Genomic DNA, 16266 nt, shown 5'->3' on the forward strand with positions numbered 1-16266 from the left:
CCATGACGGGCGGCGCGCCGTTGCGGAGCGAATGGCAAACGCTGCCGGTGCTGCTCGATCGCCGCGACGACTGGGCCGCGCTCGCCGCGCGGGCGCTCGCGCCGAACGTCTTCTACACGCCCGCCGTCGCGGCAGCGGCGTCGGCGCTGCACGGGCGCGACGTCGGTGCGGTCGTCGTGCGGGACGCGGCGGGCCGGCTCGTCGGCCTGTTTCCGCTGCGCCGGTCGCGAACGCGCTGGGGCGTGCTGCCCGCGCTGGTCGGCTGGACGCATCCCTTCGCGCCGCTCGGCACGCCGCTGATCGATCCCGCCGATCCCATAGCCGTCGTCGGGGCGGCGCTGGAGCATCTTCGCGACACGCATCCCGGCACGCCGCTGCTGCTGCCGTACTGTCCGGCCGACGGCCCGGTCGCGGCGGCGATCGATGCCGCGGTGGCGCGGCTCGGTGCCCGGCAGAGATCGTTCGCGGCACATGCGCGCGCCGAGCTGCGGCGCCCGTCTGCCCCCGGCGCGCCGCCCGCGATCGTGGATGCGCGTGCAAAGGAGCATGGCCGCCAGCGCCGGCGGCTCGCCGAGCAGGGCGAACTCTGCTTCGATCTCGTGCGTGGAGCAGGGGCGCGCGGTTCGCTCGCCGACTTCTTCGCCCTCGAGGCACAGGGCTGGAAGGGCCGCGCCGGCACGGCGGCGGCGTCGCGCCCGGCCGAGCAGGCGCTGATGACGGAGGCCGTCGCCGGCCTCGCGGCGGGCGCCGACAGCGACGCCATGGTGGCGCGCCTGATGCTCGCCGGCCGGCCGGTCGCCGCCGGAGTCGTGCTGATCAGCGGCCGCGAGGCGTGGTACTGGAAGATCGCCTATGACGAGACGCTGAAGAAGCATTCGCCCGGCGTCCTGCTCACGCTCGATCTCTCCGCCGCGCTCCTCGCCGACCCCGCCATCGACGCGGTCGATTCCTGCGCGATCGAGAACCACCCGATGATCGACCGGCTGTGGTTCGCCCGCCGCCCGCTCGCCGACCGGCTGATCGCCTTCGCGCCGGCGTCGTTCTCGGTCGCGGGCCGGCTGGAGCGCCTCCGGCGTGATCTGATCACGATCGCGAAGCAGGCCCGCGACCGATTGCGCCGGCGTTGAGACACGTGATCAGCTCGCGCGACCGCAGGAACCTTGTTCCGTCCTCACCCTGAGGAGCCTGCGCAGCGGGCGTCTCGAAGGGCGAGGACGGCCACTCCGGTGGCCGCAGGGTTCGAGACGCGGACTCCGGTCCGCTCCTCACCATGAGGATCATGTCGAGCGCGGCGTCGTCGGTCGATGTCGTCCCCCGCCGTCTCACCGGATCGTCATCTGCGGCATCGGCATGCCCCAGCGGTGCGGGCCGCCCGCGCCGGTCGGGGCGCCGGTGCCCGGCGGTCCGGCGTCGGCGCGCTTGTCGGGGGCGGCCAGCACCAGGGCCCAGAACACCTTGTACTTGGTGCCCGGCGCGTAGACGGCGCCGATGCCCATGCGGGTCACCTCCTTGGACAGCATGTTGGCGCGGTGGGGCGGCGAGTCGCGCCAGCCCGAGAAGGCCTCGGCGAGCGTGTGATAGCCGGCCGAGATGTTCTCCACCGCGACGCCGGCATCGAAGCCGGAGCGAGCGATGCGCGTCTTGAAGTCGCCGCCCACGTTGTGATCGAGCTTGTTCTTCTGCGCCATCACCTGCGCCTGCTCCTCGGCCATCCGCATCAGGGCCGGGTCGAGCGTCACGGCGCCGAGCCCGTTGTTGCGGCGATAGCCGGAGATCATCGAAGCGGCGGCGGCGGGGTCGAGCTGCCCGCCCTTGGCGAGGTTCTGGTAGAAGCTCGGCTCGGCGGACGGCGGGTCGCGGTCGCCGGCGCAACCCGCCAGCGCGAGCGCGAGCGCGCCGAGCCCGGCGGCGAGACGCGCGGCACGCCGGTGCGGCCGGGCGGACGACCGGGCGAGGGCAGGGGGGAGGCGAGGGGCGAAGGTCGTCACGTCGGGGCCTCTTTGAGCGCCGCCTCGTGCGCCAGCAGAGGCGGACCCGGCACCCGCTCCTCGTGCGCCGGGTAGGGAATCTTGATGCCGACCTCGCGGAACTTCTGCAGCACCGCGACGTGCAGATCGCTCTTCACGGTGAGGCCGTTCTCGACGTTCGAGAGGATGCAGCGCAGCTCGAAGTCGAGGCCGATCTCGCCGAAGCCGAGCAGATAGACGCCGGGCGGCGGTGCCTTCAGCACCAAGGGGTGGGCGCGGGCGCAGCCGGCGAGAATGTCGCGCACCTGGGCGACGTCGGAGTCGTAGGCGACCCGCACCTTGAGCGTCACGCGGCCCAGCGTGTTGGCGTGCGTCCAGTTCTTCACCGAGGAGGTGATGAACTCGGCGTTCGGGATGATCACGCTGGCGCGGTCGAAGGTCTCGATCTCGGTCGACCGCACGCTGATCTTGCGAACGAAGCCCTCCTCGTTCTTGACCACCACCCAGTCGCCGACCCGGATCGGCCGCTCGGCGAGCAGGATCAGGCCCGAGACGAAGTTCTGAACGATCGACTGCAGGCCGAAGCCGATGCCGACCGACAGCGCGCCGGCGATCAGGGCGATCTTCTGCAGGTCGATGCCGATCGCGCCGAGCACGGCGGCGAGCACGCCGATCAGTCCGGCATAGCCGAACAGCGCCGAGATCGAATGCTGCAGGCCGGGGTCGAGCGCGGTGCGCGGCAGGAAGCTCGTCTGCAGCCAGCGCTGGGCGCCGCGCACCGCCAGCACGCCGATCAACAGGATCGCGATGGCGCCCAGGATGGTCTGGATCGAGATGGTGACGCCGCCGACCTGCCAGCCGAAGGCCGCTTCGGCGACGCGGCTCAGCACGTCGTCGGCGAACACGCCCCACGGGCCGAGCACGGCGAGGACGACGAGGATCAGCAGCACGACCCGGATGATGCCGGAGAGCAGCGTCGAGATCAGGTCCAGCCCGCGATTCGACAGGCCGAGCAGCGCCGCGACGCCGCGGCCGCGCTCGCTGGTGCTCGACAGCACCTGCCCGAACAACGCGTCGACGAAGGCGTCGAGGATCACCAGGGCGCCGGCGAGCGTCAGCACGATCACCAGCCGGCTCGCCACGAAGGCGGAGAGCGCGATGTAGCCGGTGACCAGCGGGATCAGCATGCCGGCGACGAACAGCGCGAGCACGACCCGGATCCGGATTCCGCCCTGGACGGGGCCCGGCGGCGCCTCGGCGGCGACGCTGCTGCGGGCGGTGCGCCACATGAAATGGACGGCGATCGCCGCGGTCACGAGCGCCAGCAGGGCGCTGGTCGCGACCGTCAGGGCGATCGGCGCCGTCGTCGTCTTGTGCAGAAGGTTCAGGAAGACCGCGAGGCCGAGCGTGCGGGCCGCCCAGGTGAGATGGCTGGTGGCGCGGGCCGCCTCGGCGTCCGACCAGGCGAACAGGCGGCGCCCCGGCTCGCCGGGCGCGAACAGCGCCAGGGCGACGGCCCGGCCCGTGCTCGCCGCCAGCACGGCGAGCGCGAGCCCCACCCCGATCGCCTTGATCCAGGCCGGCATCAGGCCGAAATTCTCCAGCACCAGCACGGTGACCAGCACGGCGCCCGGCATCGCCACGGCATGCACGACGAGCACCATCACGGCCTGGAAGGCGCGGCCGAAATGGGCCGCCACCCCCTCCTGGCTCAGGCGTTGGCGCAGCCAGCGAAACAGCAGGACGGCGGCGAGGGCGAAGCCGGCGAGCGTCAGGAACGCGCCGATCACGTTGCCGCGGCCGGCCGCGGCGGCCGCGTAGAGCCACCAGGCGCGGACGAGCTGGACGACGCGCCCAGCCTCGGACGGGATTCCTTCCGACAGGTCTCCCCAGAAGGTGCGGTTGAACAGGCCCGGGCTGCGCGCGAGGAGCTCCTTCGTGAACAGGCCGCGGCGCAGATCCGTCACCTTGGTGGAGGCGTCGTCGGCGCGCTGGATCAGCAGGCGGGCCTGCTTGAGCGCGGCATCGACCTCGCTTTGGCGCTTCTCCAGCTTGGCGCGCTCGGCGGCGAGGCCGGCGTCCTCCTTGGGCTCGTCGTCCTCGGGCGCGTCGCCGAGCTGCTTGAGCTGGGCCGTCACCTGGTTGAGCTCGTCCTCGAGCGCTTGGGCGGTGTCGCGCAGGTCGGAGCGCATCGGCGTCAGCCGCCGGCGCATCTCGGCGAGCGTGTCCTCGAAGTGATTTTCGGCGGCCAGCGCCTTCTCGATCTCCTCGAGGGCGCTCCGGTTCGACTCGAGGCTCGCGGCAGCCGGCGTCTCCGGCTTCGTCTCGGGCTTCGTCTCGGGCTTGGCGGCGGGCGGTTGCGCCGCCGTGGTCGTCGCCGCGGGCTGCGCCGGGCCGGCCGGCCTTTTCGCCGCGGCGGGCGGCGACGTCCGGGGCTGCTGTTGGTGCGGCGGGGATTGCTGGGGCTGCGGCGCCGTCTGGGCGGCCGCGTCGAGGCCGGCCGCGAGGGCCCCCATCAGCACGGCGGCGAGCATCAGCCATGCCACCGTCCTCGCCCGGCCGACGCCGATTGTCCGGCGCCACGGCCGTTCCGTCGATCGCATTCCCCGCCCTCGCTCGTCCGGTTCGTTCAGCGCCGCCGCGCCCGTGCCCCGATCCGCACCGGCAAGGGCTCCGCCGTGTCGGTCACCGGCGCGGCGGCCGAGCGGCCGGTGTCGTCGTCGTCGTCGTCGCCGAGCCGCATGATCGCCGAGCCCATCACCCAGCTGCCCAGCGTGATGGCGAAGCCGAACAGCAGGAGCCCGACCGCCACCACGGGCGACTGGTCGCCGAGGATCAGCGAGCGCAGCCGGTGCGCGTCGAGCGCCAGCAGGCCGGCGACCGCGATCACGGCGACGACGAGGCCGATGGCCAGGTTGATCGCCAAGAGCCTGAAGAGCGGCTGCCGCAGCAGCGCCCGGAGCCGCATGTCGCGGCGGATGGATTCCTCGGTTCTGACGGGGTCGGCCATGGGGTTCCTCCACGGAGCCCGTCCGGGCGGGCTCCGATCCTTATGGCCCAACCCGGAAAGGCGTGTCGAGCCGTCCACCCCCGGTGGACCGGATTCGCGGCGGAAGCATGGAGGCGACGGGCCCTCGCGGCCGATCCGAACCTGTCGCGACGCCACCCCGGACGACGCGTGGCGGCCGCGAGGCCCGATGCGTCGCAGAGCCGGGGCTCCGGACCGGCACCGGATGCACCACGTCGGATCGCCGCGGGTGTCCCGGTCCGGGCGCAACGCGCCGCGCCCGGACATCGAAACGGGCTCCGGGGTGTGGTTCAGCGTCTTCCGGGAGGGGCGTCGGATCGAGCGCCGTCAGGCCGCGCAGACCGCCGGTCAGCTGCCGCCCGCCGTGAAGACGGCGCGCAGCTCGCGGTCGGGACCGAGGTCTTCGATGCTCTCGATGGCGAGCAGCTCGGCGAGGCGCGTGCGGGCGCGATTGACGCGGCTCTTGATGGTGCCGACCGCGCAGCCGCAGATCTCGGCCGCCTCCTCGTAGGAGAAGCCGGACGCGCCGACCAGCACCAGGGCTTCGCGCTGGTCCGGCGGCAACTTGCCGAGCGCCTCGCGAAACTCCTCGAACTCGACCTTGCTGGCCTGCTCGGGCTGGGTCTTCATCGAGTCGGCGTAGGCGCCGTCCGAATCCGGCACCTCGCGGCGCCGCTTCCGGTACTCGGAGCGGAACAGGTTGCGCAGGATGGTGAACAGCCACGCCGACATGTTGGTGCCGGGCTCGAACGAGTCGAGATTGGCCCAGGCGCGCAGCAGCGTCTCCTGGACGAGATCGTCGGCGCGGTCGACATTGGCCGAAAGCGAGATCGCGAAGGCGCGCAGGCTCGGCACCGCGGCCAGCATCGCGTCGCGCACCGACGCGTCGTCGCGCGACGTCACCGCCGTGGAGTCGCGACTCATTCGCCGGAGTCCTTGTCGGTCACCTTCGTGCGTCCGGCCTGCATGTCCAGGTTGCGCAAGAGCTCGGCGAAACGGTCCGGAACGCCCTGATCGACGATGTCGTCGTACACGGCGCGGAGCTGCTGACCGATCTTGGTCTGGATCTCGCGATTCAAGGTCGGATCCATCCTGGCGGAGGACGACCGAACCTGTAGGGTTCCTTCCGGCCGCAATGACTTTCTCTCTTTCATCACTTCCTCACACCGGCATCGCCCGAACCTCGAGGTGAACAGACACCCGGGCGGACGCCGGACCCCGCGAACTTTGAACCAACTCCGGAAACCTGCCATAGTTCCCGGCTACGGAACCTTTATATCGGCGAGGCGTTCCCTCTGGCATCTCGTCGTGCCGGCCCTCCGCACGGGGACGGGCCGGACCCCCTGATCCTCGATTTCGGGAGTTCGAACTTTGTCGTCGGCGCAATTGGTTGCTCATCATCTTCCGTATCTGCGCCGGTATGCGCGCGCGCTCACCGGCAGCCAGGCCTCGGGGGACGCCTATGTCGCCGCCACGCTCGAGGCCTTGATCCGGGAGCCGTCGATCCTCGGTGACTCCGACGCGCCCAAGGTCGCGTTGTTCCGCTGCTTCACGGCGATCTGGAATTCGTTGCCGGTCAACGGCACGTCGGACCTCGCCGATCTCGGCAGCCCGGCGGAGCGCCGGCTCGGCCAGCTCACGCCGAAGGCCCGCCAGGCGTTCCTGCTCGTCTCGCTCGAAGGCTTCTCGGAGGAGGACGCCGCCGCGATCCTCGACACCGATCTGGGCAAGGTCCGGGGCCTCGTCGAGGAGGCCGGGCGCGAGCTCGCCGCCGAGATCGCCACCGACGTCCTCATCATCGAGGACGAGACCTTCATCGCGCTCGACCTCGAGGGTCTGGTCGAGAGCCTCGGCCACCATGTCGTCGGCATCGCCCGCACCCACAGCGAGGCCGTGCAGATCGCCCAGAAGAAGCGGCCGGGCCTGATCCTCGCCGACATCCAGCTCGCCGACGGGTCGTCCGGCCTCGACGCCGTCAACGAGCTCCTCGACACCTTCGAGGTGCCGGTGATCTTCATCACGGCCTATCCGGAGCGCTTCCTCACCGGCCAGCGGCCGGAGCCGGCCTTCCTGATCGCCAAGCCGTTCCAGCCCGCGACCGTCTCGGCCGTGGTCAGCCAGGCGTTGTTCTTCGAGCGCAACGCCACCCGCCGCGAGCGCCGCATCCCGGCCTGAGCGGGCCGCGGCGGCTTCGGCGCATCCGTCCGGATCGTTTCGTCTTGGGGCGGCCGCTGGGCCGCCCTTTTTTAGTGTCGGTCGAACCCGTCCGGGGGCCGGGTCGTGCGGCGCCCCGACGCGACAGTCGGTCGTCCGTCGACAGCACTGCCGCTCCCGCACAGGTGAGCGCACGAGATGGCCGTCCGGCTTGCGCCCGGGCGGCGCGCGTGATCGGCGCCGGCGCGACGTCGGTTGTCGCCGGTGCGTCCGTCGCCGTCGTGGCGCGTCGTCCTGCGTCTCTGTCCGTCTCGCCGCCGGCGGTTCCCCGGCCGACCATGAACCCGGGATCGTGCCGGGCCCACGAACAGGGCCGCAGCACCCGCCCGCGGCCCGCTTCTGCAGGATGTCCCCGCCTCCGATGAGCCTCTTCCGCTCCGTCCGCCCCGCTCCGGCTCCGATGCTGGTTCCGCTCTCGGCGGGCCGGTTGCTCGGGCCGTCGGATGTCGCCCCGCACAACGCCTCGCGACGATGGGTCGGTCGAAGGAGACCCGGTCGAAAGAGAAAAGGCGTGGTTGACGGAGTCAACCACGCCTTAAATGGCCGGCCGAGCACGGGGGGGGAGGGGGAATGGCGGCCGGTCACACGTACAACCGGCCGCTCGACGATTGGTTCCAGGGTTCGGCGGATTTTTTTCGCGCTCGGTTTCGATCCCGGCCGGCTCGGGCGCGACGGTGACGCCGCGCCTCCCTCGGTCGTGTCGGAAACCAACGGCGGCGCCTCGGCGTTCCGCTCCCGCAGGCCAGGCCGGTCGCGCTTTTCCGTTCCGCACGATCCATTATCCCCGGGGACCGACGGCCGCCCGAGGCTTGCCCGATATCAAGGACCGGCGGCGGCGCAGGGGCAGGATCGCACCGGCCGGAAGCGCCGCATGGAGTGCAGGACATGAGCGGGATCGTCGATCGGCTCGGCGGCGCGCCGGAGGGGCTGTCGACGGTCGCGGCCGGCGGAGGCCCGATCCTGAGCGCCCTGCAGCTCGCGTCCGAGGCCTTCATCGCCTTCAGCTTTCTCGGGATTCTGTTCGGGCTCGTGTGGATCCTGCGGCGCCGCCCGGACATCGCCCAGGAGTACCGGGCGCTGATCTGGGCCGGCGGCCTGTTCCTGCTCGCCTCCGCCGTCGCCCATGTCCTGGCGGCCGTCGCGGCCGTGACGCCGCTCGACTGGCCGACCGGTGTCGCCGGGGCCGCCGTCGCGGTGCTGGCCTCGGCGACCGTCGTGCTGCTGCTGCCGCTGCTGCCGCAGCTCGCCCGCGCGCCGTCCACGGCCCAGCTCGCCCAGGCGAACGACAGCCTGCGCCGCGAGGTCGCCGGCCACGAGGTGACGTTGCGGGAGCTGGAGACCGTCCAGCGCGAGCTGGAGACCCGGGTCGAGGACCGCACGCGCGAACTCTCGACCGTCAAGGCGCGGCTGGAGACGGCGCTGCGCGGCGCCTATGTGCACGCGTTCTCGCAGGACAGCGCGCTGCGCTACACCTGGGTCTACGACCCGGCCGGCCGTGGCGCCGACGACATGATCGGCCGCAGCGACGAGGAGATCTTCCCCGTCGGCGAGCGCGAGGCGCTGGTCGCGGTGAAGCGGCGGGTGCTCGACACCGGCACGGCCGAGACCTGCGAGCTCACCGCCGTGACGCCGCACGAGCGCGCCGTCTACGCCCTCCACCTGGAGCCGACGGTCGGGCGCGACGGCCGCATCGACGGCCTGACCGGCGCTGCCATCGACATCTCGCGGCTGCGGTCGCTGGAGAGCGAGCAGCGTCGCCTCGCCGACGAGCTGCGCACCGCCCTGCAGCGCTACGAGATCGCGCTGCGCGGATCGCACATGACGCTGTTCACCCAGGACCGCGAGCTGCGCTTCACCTCGATCTCCAACCCCTTGTTCGGACGGGACGTGTCCGAGATCGTCGGGCGCACCGACGAGGAGATCCTGCCGCCCGAGAGCCTCGCCCAGTTCGGGGCGCTGGCCCGCAACGCGCTCGCCACCGGCAAGGCGCAGGGCGGCGAGGTCAGCGTCAAGGCCGGCCAGGACACCCGCTGGTACGAGCTGCATGTCGAGCCGCTGCCCGATGCCGACGGCGCCATCACGGGCGTCGCCTGCGCGCTCTTCGACATCACCGAGCGCAAGACCGGCGAGAGCCATCTGCGCCTCCTGATGCGCGAGCTGACCCACCGGTCGAAGAACCTGCTCGCCGTCATCCAGGCGATGGCCCGCCAGACCGCCCGCCACTCGGCCGGCAATGTCGAGACCTTCCTGGAGGCGTTCGGGGCGCGCCTGCAGGCGCTCGCCACCTCGCACGACCTCTTGGTCCAGGAGGGCTGGTACGGCGCCTCGCTGGGCGACCTCACCCGTCGGCAGCTGTCGAAATATCTCGACGGCGCCGCCGCCCGGGTCTCGGTCCAGGGGCCGGCCATCCACCTCAAGCCCGCCGCCGCCCAGAGCTACGGCCTCGCCCTGCACGAGCTCGCCAGCAATGCCGAGCGCTACGGCGCCCTGTCGGTGCCGGCCGGCCGCGTCGACGTCGCATGGCACATCAAGCCGGCCACCGCCGACGCCGAGGAGGCGGTCGAGATCCTGTGGGCCGAGAGCGGCGGGCCGGACGTGACGGTGCCGGCGAGCCGCGGCTTCGGCACCCTGGTGGTCGAGAAGAACCTCGCCCGGGCCCTCGACGCCGAGGTCGAGCTCGCCTTCGATCCCGGCGGTGTGCGCTGCCGCATGGTGATCCCGGCCTCGCATCTCTTGGCGGCGCGCTGAGTCTTGGCGGCGCGCTGACGCGGTCTCGGGGGCGGCCGCGCCTCGCCCGTTCGGGCGAGACCGCCGGGCTCCCCCGGCGGTGGCCGACCGGCGGCCGGCGCGAGCTGATCACGAATCGCCCTGGTTGAACCTCACGCGGCCGTGAAGGAACCAAGAGGTTAAGAAGCCGTTATCACGTCGGACCGTTCACGGGGGCGGTCTGTCGCACGGGGCGATCTCGGCATAATGGGGCAAACCCATGTGCAAGACCAAGATTCTCTCTGCTTTGGGTGTTTCCGCGATCGTCGCCTGGGCCGCGCTGGCCGTCGGTGGCGAGCCGGTGTTCGGTGGCAACAGCGCCGAGGCGCAGGCCCGCACCGCGTCGCTGGCCGCGCCGATCGATCGCACACGGAAAAGTGATCGGCTGCCGACGACCGCGACCACGCGCCAGGAGCCGAAGATCATCGCCACGGTCGAGGTGGTCGGCGTCCGCGATGCCGCCATCGTCTACCGCGATCGCGACGGCCGCGTCCTCTACAAGAGCGACCCGCTGACCAACGCCACCGTGGTGACCAAGGGCGTCGTGCTGCCGGAGGTGACGGTGCGCGAGACCCAGCAGAGCCCGGTGCGTCCGGTGGTGACCGACGCCATCCCGCCCCGCCCGGCGCCCGGCCCGGCCGCCTCCTCGCGCGATCCGGCCAAGCCTGCCGCCGCGCCGACCGGCCGCCCGCGCATCCCGGAGGGTTGCGACCCGGCCGCCAGCCCGATCGCCGCGCCGCAGCTCGCCCACATCCTCAGCAAGTGCCTGGTCGAGGCGCCGAGCCAGACCAACGTGAAGCTCGCCGCGCTGATGTGAGAGTCGTCCGCGAGCGCGCGCGGCACCGACACGAGACCTGATCGGAACGGCCGGGCCAGCGCCCGGCCGTTTTGTTTGGTGCGCATCGGACTGTCAGAATGGCACCGAGGATCTGCGAGTGCGGCGTGGCTCCCTCTCCCCAGCGGGGAGAGGTGAAAGAGCGTGCCCGAGCGGCTTTCATGGACTTTTGTGAGGAGACGTGAGGCTCGCGCCGGATCGTCACGTCACACCCTCATCTGATCACGTCGCGGCTCCCCGCTTTCTGCGGTCGCTTTAAGGGATGCTTAATTTTCTTCCTTAACGGCCGGGAACTCTTTCGCGCTTCGCCGGTTGTCTCGGCGGCAGTCAATGCCGGGGAACAACAGGGGGATGGACATGGCTCGCTCCGCGAAGCTCTCTCTCGTCATCGGTGCGGTCGGTGCGCTCGCCCTCGGGATCGCCGGAATGAGCGCCGCGCCCGCCAAGGCCGATCCGCTGTCGCTGTTCGCGCCCGACGGCTATCGCTCCTCCTCGATCGACCGCTACATCCGCGACGACCGGGTCGAGGAGACGGCGCCGCGCGCCAGCACGCCGGCGCATCTGCGCCGCCAGGTCGTGTCCTATGCGGGCGCCGAGGCGCCCGGCACCATCATCATCGACACGCCGAACACCTATCTCTACCTGGTGATGCCGGGCGGCAAGGCGATGCGCTACGGCATCGGCGTCGGCCGCGAGGGCTTCACCTGGTCGGGCGTCGAGCACATCACCCGTATGGCCGAGTGGCCGGACTGGCATCCGCCGGCGGAGATGATCGCCCGTCAGCCCTATCTGCCGCGCTTCATGGCCGGCGGCCCCTCGAACCCGCTCGGCGCCCGCGCCATGTATCTCGGCTCGTCGGTCTATCGCATCCACGGCACCAACGCCCCGGACACCATCGGCCAGCGTGTGTCGTCGGGCTGCATCCGGCTCGCCAACGAGGACGTGATCGACCTCTACGGCCGGGTGAAGACGGGCGCCAAGGTGGTCGTGCTGCCGATGTCGTCGCGTGGCGTCGCCGGCATCTCGGCGCCGTCGGCCCGCACGGCCGACACCCGGGCCGGCGCCCGCATCAACTGATCTGTTTCGCGATGAAGCGGCGGGGTCTCAGGGCCCCGCCGCGTCCGCATGCGACGCCTCGTTCTTTTCGATGATCGTTTTCCGCCCGCGTGCCTCGCGTGGGCTTTCGGCGACCGCGATGCCCTCTCGATCCAAGTCAGTCTTCCGGATGCGTCTGCTTCCGGCCGGCGCCGTTCTGCTGCTCGGCCTCGCCGCGCCGCTGCCGGCGGCCGCCCAGTCCCGAACGTCCGCTTGGACGCCCGCTTGGACGCCGGCGGCGTCCGGCGGCGTGTTCGAGAGCATCTTCGGCACCGGCGCCCCGTTCGGGCGCAGCCCGCCGCGCGCCGCTCCGGTGATGGCCTATGCGCCGCCGACGGGCTCTCCCGACGCCGGCGCATTGCCGCCGGGGGGGACCGTCCCCGAGGCTGCCCCGGCCGTCACGGCCTATTGCGTGCGCCTGTGCGACGGCCGCTTCTTCCCGCTGACCGCGCCCGCCGCCGTGTCGCCGGCCAAGCTGTGCAGCGCCTTCTGCCCGGCGAGCCGCACCAAGGTGTTCGAGGGCGCCGGAATCGATCAGGCGGTCGCCCCGGACGGCAGCCGCTACGCCGGCCTCTCGACCGCGCATCGCTATCGCAAGGAGCTGGTCGACGGCTGCACCTGCAACGGCCGCGACGCCTTCGGCCTCGTCAAGGTCGACATCGCCGCCGATCCGACGCTGCGAGCCGGCGACGTGGTGGCGACGCACGACGGCCTGAAGGTCTACCAGGGCGTCGGCGGCTCGCGGCACCGCGCCGCCGACTTCACGCCGATCCGGCGCTCGCCCCTGGTCTCGGCCGACATCCGCAGCAAGCTGCGCAATCTCCGGGTCGCCAAGGATCTCGGCGCCCCCAAGCGCGGGCTGTGATCGCCCGCGGCCGTCATGCGCGGGCGAAGACCCGCACATCCATCCGGCTCGGGGCCAAGCGCGTTTCTGCGCAGGACGACGGGGCGTCGGGTCGCGCCCGGCGACGACGTCGCGGAATCGCGTGGCGCCCCTCGCCCGTCCGAAAATTTTAACGATCCAGCGACCCTCTCCGACCGTCCCGGCATCCGTGCCCGAGCGTCCTTGACTCGCGCCGGGCTTTCCGGAATCCATAAGAACATATCAGGAACAAAGAGGGCCGATCGTGACCATGCCGCCCCGCGATGCGGGCGAGATCTTGCGTGCGCTCCGACGCCGGGTCGCCGCCCTCGAGGCGCACCGGCCGGCGCCCGCGGATGCCGCCGATTCGGTGCTCGCCCTCGGCGTGCCGGCGCTCGACCGGGCGCTCGGCGGCGGGATCGCGCTGGGCGTCCTGCATGAAATCGTGCCGGCGGCGCCACGCGACCTCGCCGCCGCGGCCGGCACCGTGCTGGCGCTCGCCGTGCATGCGCTCGCCACGGTGCGCCGCTTCGCCCGCCGCGAGGTGTTGTGGATCCAGGCCGACCTCGCCGGGCGCGAGGCGGGGCGGCTCTACGGTCCGGGCGTCGCGGCGCTCGGCCTGTCGCCGGTCCGGCTGGTCGAGATCGCGGTGGCGCGCGAGCGCGACGCCGCCTTCGCCATGGAGGAGGCGCTGGCCTGCCGGGGCCTCGCCGTGGTGGTCGGCGAGTTTTTCGACGACCGCGCCCTCGATCTCGTCGCGCTGCGCCGGCTGTCGCTCGCCGCCGCGGCCGGCGGCGGTCTCGGCCTGCTGCTGCGCCACCGCGCCGCGGCGCTGGCGAGCCCGGCCGCGACCCGGCTGGAGATCGCCGCCGCGCCCGGCCTGCCCGACGGCTTCGGCGGCCTCGGCCAGCCCGCCGTCCTCCTCTCCGTCCTGCGGAACCGCCGCGGCCCGACCGGCCGCTGGCTCCTCGTCTGGGATCACCATGAGCATGTCTTCCGCGAGCCCGCCCGGCGCGACGCGCCGGTTCCTCTCCCTGTGGCTGAGGCGCCTGTCGACCGACCGGATTGGTCGCACCCAGACGCGGCCCGCCGGACCAGGTGAGGCCGCGACGGGGGCCGGCCACGCCGCCGCGGCGGCTGAGCCGCTGGTCACGGCCGAGACGATAAGATCGGCGCAGCGCATCGCCGCCGTGAGCGACGCTGCGCAAAAGCTCGGCCTGACGGTCGGCACCACGGTCGCCGACGCCCGCGCCCGCCATCCCGGTCTCGTGGTCGTGCCGCACGATCCGGACGCCGACGCCGCGCTGCTCGACGCCGTCGCCGAGGCCTGCGACCGCTTCACGCCGCTGGTGGCGCTCGATCCGCCCGACGGGCTCCTGCTCGACATCACCGGCTGCGCCCATCTGTTCGGCGGCGAGGCGGCGCTCGCCGCCGCCCTTCACGCCCGCCTCGCCGCCGGCGGCCTCGCGGCTCGCATCGCCATCGCCGATACGCCTGGGTGCGCTTTTGCCGTTGCCCGTTACGGCGTCTGTGCCGCGCGGCGCCCCCCACCCCCGACCCCTCCCCGCCACGAGCTTCGCTCGCGGGGGGAGGGGAGCCGCAGCGCTTCTGCTCCCCTCCTCCCGTTCGCGTCAGCGAATGGCGGGGAGGGGTTGGGGGTGGGGGGCTCTTCGGCTGCCTGGCCCGGATCTCCGGACAGACGGGATCCCATCCTCCTCGTTCCCCCCGACGGCCAGGACGCGGCGCTGGCGCCGTTGCCGCTCGCCGCGCTGCGGCTGCCCCGAAGCATGGTCGCCTCGCTCGCCGAGGTGGGGCTGAAGCGCATCGCCGACGTCCTGGCGCTGCCGCGCGCCACGCTGGCGGCGCGGTTCGACGGCCTCCTCGAGGCCCTCGATGCGGCGCGCGGGCTCGCCGAGGTGCCGATCTCGCCGCGCCGGCCGCTGCCCGCCTGCGTGGCCGAGCAGACCTTCGCCGAGCCCGTGCTGCTGGAACGCGACGTGCTCGCCACGCTGGAAGTCCTCGGCGGCCGGCTCGTCCGGGTGCTGGAGACGCGCGGCGAGGGGGCCCGCATTCTCGAGGCGGCGCTGTTCCGCACCGACGGCCGGGTCGTGCGTATCGCGGTCGGCACCGGCGCGCCGCTGCGCGATCCCGCCCGCATGGTGCGGCTGTTCGCCGACCGGCTCGCCGTCGGCGACCCGTGGGATCCCGGCTTCGGCTTCGACCTGGTGCGGCTCGGCGCGCTCATGACCGAGCGCAGCGAGGCCCGGCAGGTCGGGCTCGACGCCGAGGGCGTGGTCGGCGATCCTGCGGCCGAGGTCGCCCATCTGATCGACCGCCTGTCGGCCCGCTTCGGCGCCCGCCGCGTCACCCGTCCGGTGCTGCGCGACGCGCACCTGCCCGAGCACGCCGCCGTCGCCCGGCCGGCCCAGATTCTTCGCGTCGCGGGCACGGGACGGGGCGCGGGGGCACGGCACGGGCTCTTCGCCACCCGCCCGGGGCCGGAGGAGCGGCTTTTCGAAGCCGTCGCCTGCGACGATCCCGACACCCTCGCGCCCGTCCGTCCGCTGCGGTTGTTGGAAAAGCCGGAGCCGGTCGAGACCATCGCCGAGGTGCCGGACGGGCCGCCGCTGCGGTTCCGCTGGCGGCGCGTGCTCCACGAGGTCGCCGCCGCCGAGGGGCCGGAGCGCATCGCGCTGCCCTGGTGGCGCGACACCGACGGCCGCCCCCTCACCCGCGACTATTTCCGGGTCGAGTGCCGGGCCGGGTTTCGCGCCTGGCTCTATCGCGAAGGCCTGTTCGACCGCGAGACGGCGCGCCCGCGCTGGTTCCTGCACGGCCTGTTCGGGTGAGACGACGATGGGCTCGCGTCGTGTGAAACGAGAGGAGCTACACGCCGGCGATCTTCTCGCGCGCCGCCTGGGCCAGGAACGCCGAGCGCGTCAGGCCGCGCGCCGCCGCCGCGGCGTCGATCTGATCGACCAGGCCCTTGTCGAGCGACACGTTGATTCGCACGGTGCGGCCGGCGTCGCTCAGCAGCGGCACGGCGATCAGCACGGCGCCGGCGGCGAGCGCGTCCCGCACGTCCGCGTCGTCCCGGACCTCGTCGAGGGCACGCGCGGCCGGCACCGGCCGACCGGCGCTTTCCAGCGCCTCCGCATGCTGACGCAACGCCACCGCGGCGTTGGCGGCCGCCTCGGCCAGCGTCTCGCCGGCCGAGAAGCAGCCCTCGACATCCGGAAACCAGACCCCGAACGCGCTGCCCGGATCCTTCTCGACGATCGCGACGTATTGGGTCGTCATGCTGCGCCTGTTCAGCGGTGCAAAAGAAATCCAATAGCAAATTTGTCAGAACCGCACATCTCCGCACCGTCATGGCCGGGCTCGTCGCGGCCATCCACGTCTTCACTCCGACCGAACTACGAGGGCGTGGATGCCCGGCACAAGGCCACGGCTGTCCGGCACGGATTGTGCTTTATGCGGCGAGCCTCGGTTGGTGGCG

Annotated in this window: 14 protein-coding genes; 8 read left to right on the top strand and 6 right to left on the bottom strand. The window is 72.5% G+C overall.

Translation table 11 applies throughout. The features are described 5' to 3' along the window. Positions 1-2 precede the first annotated feature (2 nt). Positions 3-1127: a GNAT family N-acetyltransferase gene (locus tag ACFSOX_RS19805; protein ID WP_378479546.1), complete on the top strand. Its 1125-nt coding sequence runs from the start codon at positions 3-5 to the stop codon at positions 1125-1127. Between the two features lie 195 nt (positions 1128-1322). Here the strand turns inward: ACFSOX_RS19805 and ACFSOX_RS19810 are convergent, their stop codons facing one another. The 5 genes from ACFSOX_RS19810 to ACFSOX_RS19830 form a co-directional block, all read right to left on the bottom strand. After that, complete coding sequence (locus tag ACFSOX_RS19810) at positions 1323-1988, bottom strand: CAP domain-containing protein (protein WP_378479547.1); 666 nt, start codon at positions 1986-1988, stop codon at positions 1323-1325. Then, positions 1985-4513 carry a DUF3772 domain-containing protein gene (locus ACFSOX_RS19815; protein ID WP_378479548.1) on the bottom strand — a complete coding sequence of 843 codons (2529 nt, stop codon included), beginning with the start codon at positions 4511-4513 and terminating at the stop codon, positions 1985-1987. Before ACFSOX_RS19815 ends, ACFSOX_RS19810 begins: the two co-directional genes overlap by 4 nt. 83 nt (positions 4514-4596) lie before the next feature. Beyond that, a complete protein-coding gene (locus ACFSOX_RS19820; protein WP_378479549.1) occupies positions 4597-4977 on the bottom strand; it encodes a hypothetical protein in 381 nt (126 codons plus the stop codon). A gap of 366 nt (positions 4978-5343) precedes the next feature. Continuing rightward, positions 5344-5919 carry a sigma-70 family RNA polymerase sigma factor gene (locus ACFSOX_RS19825; RefSeq protein ID WP_378479550.1) on the bottom strand — a complete coding sequence of 192 codons (576 nt, stop codon included), beginning with the start codon at positions 5917-5919 and terminating at the stop codon, positions 5344-5346. Continuing rightward, entirely contained in the window at positions 5916-6149 is a 234-nt protein-coding gene (locus ACFSOX_RS19830) for a NepR family anti-sigma factor (RefSeq protein WP_378479551.1), read from the bottom strand. The genes ACFSOX_RS19825 and ACFSOX_RS19830 overlap by 4 nt, the downstream gene beginning before the upstream one ends. Before the next feature lie 217 nt (positions 6150-6366). Between ACFSOX_RS19830 and ACFSOX_RS19835 the strand changes: the two genes are divergently transcribed. The 7 genes from ACFSOX_RS19835 to ACFSOX_RS19865 all read left to right on the top strand — a co-directional run bounded on the left by ACFSOX_RS19835 (position 6367) and on the right by ACFSOX_RS19865 (position 15616). Beyond that, positions 6367-7170: a response regulator gene (locus ACFSOX_RS19835; protein WP_378479552.1), complete on the top strand. Its 804-nt coding sequence runs from the start codon at positions 6367-6369 to the stop codon at positions 7168-7170. Between the two features lie 924 nt (positions 7171-8094). Then, positions 8095-9957, top strand: a complete 1863-nt coding sequence (locus ACFSOX_RS19840) for an HWE histidine kinase domain-containing protein (protein ID WP_378479553.1) — start codon at positions 8095-8097, stop codon at positions 9955-9957. 238 nt (positions 9958-10195) lie between these two features. Beyond that, positions 10196-10792, top strand: a complete 597-nt coding sequence (locus ACFSOX_RS19845) for a hypothetical protein (RefSeq protein WP_378479554.1) — start codon at positions 10196-10198, stop codon at positions 10790-10792. A 375-nt stretch (positions 10793-11167) separates the two neighbouring features. After that, positions 11168-11887 (top strand): L,D-transpeptidase, encoded by a 720-nt coding sequence (locus ACFSOX_RS19850; RefSeq protein WP_378479555.1) that lies wholly within the window; start codon positions 11168-11170, stop codon positions 11885-11887. A gap of 148 nt (positions 11888-12035) precedes the next feature. Then, positions 12036-12770, top strand: coding sequence for a DUF2865 domain-containing protein (locus ACFSOX_RS19855; protein WP_378479556.1), 735 nt, complete (start codon positions 12036-12038; stop codon positions 12768-12770). Positions 12771-13032: 262 nt separating this feature from the next. Beyond that, positions 13033-13869: an ImuA family protein gene (locus tag ACFSOX_RS19860; protein ID WP_378479557.1), complete on the top strand. Its 837-nt coding sequence runs from the start codon at positions 13033-13035 to the stop codon at positions 13867-13869. Further along, positions 13751-15616 (top strand): Y-family DNA polymerase, encoded by a 1866-nt coding sequence (locus ACFSOX_RS19865; protein ID WP_378479558.1) that lies wholly within the window; start codon positions 13751-13753, stop codon positions 15614-15616. The genes ACFSOX_RS19860 and ACFSOX_RS19865 overlap by 119 nt, the downstream gene beginning before the upstream one ends. Positions 15617-15653: 37 nt before the next feature. On the opposite strand, the gene ACFSOX_RS19870 is transcribed toward ACFSOX_RS19865, so the two are convergent. Further along, positions 15654-16067, bottom strand: coding sequence for a type II toxin-antitoxin system HicB family antitoxin (locus ACFSOX_RS19870; RefSeq protein ID WP_378479559.1), 414 nt, complete (start codon positions 16065-16067; stop codon positions 15654-15656). Positions 16068-16266: the final 199 nt, after the last annotated feature.

It is taken from the genome of Rhodoplanes azumiensis (assembly GCF_042682915.1).
GTDB classification, from domain to species: Bacteria; Pseudomonadota; Alphaproteobacteria; order Rhizobiales; family Xanthobacteraceae; genus Rhodoplanes; species Rhodoplanes azumiensis.

Excerpts from the sequence above, each read along its gene's own strand:
- ACFSOX_RS19850 (WP_378479555.1), top strand. The coding sequence starts at position 11,168 with ATGGCTCGCTCCGCGAAGCTCTCTCTCGTCATCGGTGCGGTCGGTGCG.
- ACFSOX_RS19865 (WP_378479558.1), top strand. The coding sequence starts at position 13,751 with ATGAGCATGTCTTCCGCGAGCCCGCCCGGCGCGACGCGCCGGTTCCTC.
- ACFSOX_RS19840 (WP_378479553.1), top strand. The coding sequence starts at position 8,095 with ATGAGCGGGATCGTCGATCGGCTCGGCGGCGCGCCGGAGGGGCTGTCG.
- ACFSOX_RS19830 (WP_378479551.1), bottom strand. The coding sequence starts at position 6,149 with ATGAAAGAGAGAAAGTCATTGCGGCCGGAAGGAACCCTACAGGTTCGG.
- ACFSOX_RS19870 (WP_378479559.1), bottom strand. The coding sequence starts at position 16,067 with ATGACGACCCAATACGTCGCGATCGTCGAGAAGGATCCGGGCAGCGCG.
- ACFSOX_RS19825 (WP_378479550.1), bottom strand. The coding sequence starts at position 5,919 with ATGAGTCGCGACTCCACGGCGGTGACGTCGCGCGACGACGCGTCGGTG.
- ACFSOX_RS19820 (WP_378479549.1), bottom strand. The coding sequence starts at position 4,977 with ATGGCCGACCCCGTCAGAACCGAGGAATCCATCCGCCGCGACATGCGG.
- ACFSOX_RS19805 (WP_378479546.1), top strand. The coding sequence starts at position 3 with ATGACGGGCGGCGCGCCGTTGCGGAGCGAATGGCAAACGCTGCCGGTG.
- ACFSOX_RS19845 (WP_378479554.1), top strand. The coding sequence starts at position 10,196 with ATGTGCAAGACCAAGATTCTCTCTGCTTTGGGTGTTTCCGCGATCGTC.
- ACFSOX_RS19855 (WP_378479556.1), top strand. The coding sequence starts at position 12,036 with ATGCGTCTGCTTCCGGCCGGCGCCGTTCTGCTGCTCGGCCTCGCCGCG.